We start from the raw sequence: 4,091 nt of genomic DNA, 5'->3' as shown, positions 1-4,091 counted from the left end.
CTGGAGATGGCGGTGCTCGCCTCCGACGTTGCGCTGTCGCCCGTGACCCCGGAAATCCTCGCGGCACGAGAGCTGCGGCGCGGCACCATGCAGTTGCTCGAAGACATCGCGCCGTACCGGCACCTCGGCATCGAGCCGCCACCGCTGCACCTGCTCATCAATCGCGTCCACCCGGTGTCGGCGAACGCCCGGCTGATTCAGCAGGCCTTGCGCGACCTGTTCCAGGACCACGCCGGCATCCGCGTGCTGGCCACCGACGTGCCGGCCATCGAAGCCTATCCGCGCGCCGCGACGCGCGGCCTGCCGGTGCATCGGGTCGAGTACCGCCAGCCACCGGGCAGAGTCGCCCCCGCCGCGCTCGACACCATGCGCGGCCTCGCTGGCGAGCTGTTCCCGCAGTGGCAAAACCGATTTGCCGCGATGTCCGGCCGTTCGCCAGTCCTTCTTGATACCGGGAGGCCCCATGGCGAACGCACATGAACTGGCCCGAGGCCACAAACGGCTGCACGCCCTGATCGAGTTCGCTGTCGGCGAAGGCTGGCACGTCAAGCGCACGCCGGGCGGCCACCTCAAATTCACCAAGGCAGGCTGCGCCGCGATCTACACCAGTTCGACGGCCAGCGACCACCGGGCCGCCCTCAACGCCCGTGCGCAGATCCGCCGCGCCGAGCGCGAGGCCCGATCCCAAGCGCAGGGAGGCCGCCATGGCTGAGATCACCTCCCAGCAAATGGCCGGCAAGCTACTCGCGGCCGGGTTCGAGCGCAGCGGCCCGTCCGCGTCGGCCTTGAGCGACCCGATCGCCGACACGCCCATGGTCGTGACCCTGGACCAGTTGCGCCCCTACGACCATGACCCGCGCAAGAAGCGCAATCCGGCCTATGAGGAAATCAAGGCATCCATCCGCGAGCGCGGCTTGGATGCGGCACCGGCCATCACCCGACGGCCTGGCGAGGACCACTACATCATCCGCAACGGCGGCAACACGCGGCTGGCGATCCTGCGCGAACTGTGGTCGGAGACCAAGGACGAGCAGTTTTTCCTCATATCGTGCCTGTTCCGGCCGTGGCCCAGTCGCGGCGAAGTCGTCATGCTGACCGGCCACCTGGCCGAGAACGAACTGCGCGGCGGCCTCACCTTCATCGAACGTGCCCTCGGCGTCGAGAAGGCGCGCGAGTTCTACGAGCAGGAAAGCGGCGCCGCCCTGAGCCAGTCCGAACTGGCCCGCCGCCTGGCCGCCGATGGCTTCCCGGTCCAGCAGTCGCACATCAGCCGCATGAACGACGCGGTGCGCTACCTCCTGCCGGCGATCCCCGCCGTGCTCTATGGTGGCCTCGGCCGCCATCAGGTCGAACGCCTGTCGGTCATGCGCAAAGCCTGCATGCTCGCGTGGGAGCGCTACGCCAAGGGCCGCCCATTGGTCCAGGACTTCGACGAGTTCTTCCAGGAAGTCCTGTCGCAATTCGATGTGCAGGCTGAAGAGTTCTCCGCGCAGCGCGTACAGGACGAGTTGATTGGGCAGATGGTGGAATTGCTGGACGTCGATTACGACGTGCTCGCTCTGGACATGACCGAATCCGAGAGCCGCCAGCGCGCTCTGGTCAGCGATCCGACGCCATCCTCGACACCTCCCGCCTTGCCGGAGCCTGGGGCTATCGCGCGCCCACCTGCCAACGCCGCGTCGCCCACCACAGGGCCTGCACCGGCAGCGCAGCCTGCAGGCCCTGCGTCTCCCACCTCAACGCGAGAGAGCGACGCGAATGCCAACGAGGCGGGCACGGCCAGTCCGACAGCGGACGGCCACCTGCTTCAGAAGCACATCGTCTCACCGGCACCAACGACCGAACGGCTCCAGTCCATCCAGCGCATGGTCGCCGACCAGTTGGGCGATGCGCTGCCGCCCGACTTCTCGGCGAACGTCTTGCAGTCGATCCCCGTGCAGGCCGGCGGGCTCTATCCGATCTCTGATGTCTGGTACATCGACGCGAGCCTGGACACGCCCGAGCGCCTGCGCATCCACGTCGCGCAGTTCGCCCGCGAGATCGCGGGCGAGGCCCACCTGGACGAGTGCATCGATGACCGTCCAGACGGCATCGGTTTCGCCTGCCACGCCTACGCCCAGGACCCGGGGCCGCTGGGCCGTGCCGTCCTGGCGCTGCTGGCATGCCTGGCCGGTCAGCAGCCCGCCGACGTCGGCCTGGATAACGGGCAATTCGTCATTGACCTGTCGGCGCTACTGCACGGACAAGGCGACGCAACCCGGCGACTGAGCGACACGGCACTGGTCAAGCTGTTCCGGCTGCTGCGGCTGGCCCGCCGTCTGCTCGACCTGGACGCCGGCGCTGCGGACCCTGGAACGTGACCGAGGGAGACCAGCATGTCCGCACCACACCCACTCAACCAGGCCGTCATCGCCCAGGCCCTCTATGACCTGCGCAATGGGCAACTGCGCCGCTGCAAGCTGATGGGGTTTGGCGAGGAAGAACTGGACGCCCTCAAGCATCCCGCGCTGATCAGCGTGCTGGCCAACGCCAACGTCTCGTGGTGCTCCGTGACGGTCAACCGCGAAGTGCTCCGGCGTCTGCTCAGGCAGGCGCAGGATGTGGAGAAGGAGATCGCCACGGTCGATCGCATGCTCAGGCTGGGCGCGAGCACCGAGATGGTCGGCCGCTTCTACGGCCTGACCCATCAGGAAGTGGCGCTTCGCCGCGAAATCCTCGGCCTGCCCAAGCGTAAAGGCCGCCATCCCGTGCTGGACGAGAAGCAGGACACGGAGCTGTGGCGGCAATGGAATGCCTTGACCAGCAGCAGGAACGTCGATCTCGAAGACGAGACCTCCATCCTCGATGCCGCCATGGCCTTGGCCGAAGGCATGTCGCTGCCTCTGTCGGTGGTCTGGGCCTCGATCAAGAGCTGGGTCTATCAGGGATTGGGTTGACCATGGCCGTGGACGACACCGCACCACGTCGTGGCCCCATCGCACTCGCAGACCTGTTCGACGCTGCGCTGAAAGACCTTGTGCCCGAGCCCAACGCCGACGCGCCCCCGTCCACACCCACGCCTGTCGCGATGCCCACGGGCCCGGCGTCTGGCGATGCCTTCCTGTTCAGCGGCAACCGGCACGAGACCGTACCGCGGCGGCTGTTCCTCGACCGTCGCCTGACGCCGTTGGAGCGCAACGCCTGGCAGGTCTTCCGGCTGATGCTCAACGACGATGGCGTGACGGCATTCCCGACGTATGAACAGCTTCGGCCCTGGCTGGCGTCGATGCCCTGCGCCGGGCAAGCCTCGCACGAAACCGTGGCGCGAGCCCTGACGCTGCTGCGCCTTACCCGATGGTTGAGCCTGGTGCGGCGCCGCCGCGACCCCAAGACCGGCCGCATCCTCGGCAACCTCTATGTCCTGCACGACGAGCCGCTGACGCCCTTTGAAGCGATGCAGCTCGACGCCGATTACCTGGCGCTGGTCAGCCAGTCCCTCGGCCACTCGGCCAAGACCGTCCAGATGGTCAGCCTGAACACGCTCAAGGAAATCGCAGGAGACCCGCTGCTGTCCGGCCGCACGCTGCCGTCACGGCTGCAGGTCCTGGCCGAACGCCTCGCCAGCCAGGGCATCACGGCGACCGAAAGTTATCCACAAGAGGATGCCACTCACGATTCCGAAGAAGGGCCGACGAGCCTTCTTCGGAATCCTGACGACCCCACTTCGGAATCCGAAGCAGGGTCGAAACCCGCGCCAGACGCCTCTCTTCGGAATCCGAAGCAGGCCCGTACAGTACGTAGTAGTCGTATTAATGAAGTACGTACTACCGCGCAGGCACAGGCGCAGGCGCGCGCGCTGGGCGACCTGCAATGGCCCAAACGCTTCGCGGAACTGAAGGCAGAGCAGCAGACAGGTGCGCGGGTGGCATTGCAGCAGGTCGATGCCGCGCTGAGGCAGGCCGTACTGGACGAATGGGCCACGCGATGCAGCAGCCACGGCATCCGCAATCCTGCGGGGTATCTGTTCGGCATCATCCAGCGGGCCCATTCGTCCAGTACGGCCTGCCTCAGCGCGGCATCGACCTGCTGCAATGCCACCCGCGCACCTGTCT

Annotated in this window: 5 protein-coding genes; all 5 read left to right on the top strand. The window is 67.0% G+C overall.

What is annotated here, in order from left to right:
- Positions 1-480: ParA family protein (locus QZ709_RS05285; RefSeq protein ID WP_294636240.1), on the top strand; the 480-nt coding region annotated here is incomplete at its 5' end.
- Positions 464-712, top strand: a complete 249-nt coding sequence (locus tag QZ709_RS05280) for a type II toxin-antitoxin system HicA family toxin (protein ID WP_261659741.1) — start codon at positions 464-466, stop codon at positions 710-712. The genes QZ709_RS05285 and QZ709_RS05280, both read left to right, overlap by 17 nt.
- Positions 705-2,360 carry a ParB family protein gene (locus tag QZ709_RS05275; RefSeq protein ID WP_261659740.1) on the top strand — a complete coding sequence of 552 codons (1,656 nt, stop codon included), beginning with the start codon at positions 705-707 and terminating at the stop codon, positions 2,358-2,360. The genes QZ709_RS05280 and QZ709_RS05275 overlap by 8 nt, the downstream gene beginning before the upstream one ends.
- Before the next feature lie 15 nt (positions 2,361-2,375).
- Positions 2,376-2,936, top strand: coding sequence for a DUF2857 domain-containing protein (locus QZ709_RS05270; protein WP_294636239.1), 561 nt, complete (start codon positions 2,376-2,378; stop codon positions 2,934-2,936).
- A 2-nt stretch (positions 2,937-2,938) separates the two neighbouring features.
- Positions 2,939-4,091, top strand: a 1,153-nt coding sequence (locus tag QZ709_RS05265; RefSeq protein ID WP_294636238.1) for an STY4528 family pathogenicity island replication protein, incomplete at its 3' end; no start/stop codon positions are given.

Source organism: uncultured Aquabacterium sp., assembly GCF_913773725.1.
Taxonomy (GTDB): Bacteria; Pseudomonadota; Gammaproteobacteria; order Burkholderiales; family Burkholderiaceae_C; genus Aquabacterium.
Note: the sequence above shows the minus strand (reverse complement) of the source record. Positions and strands in the feature narration are given on the sequence as shown.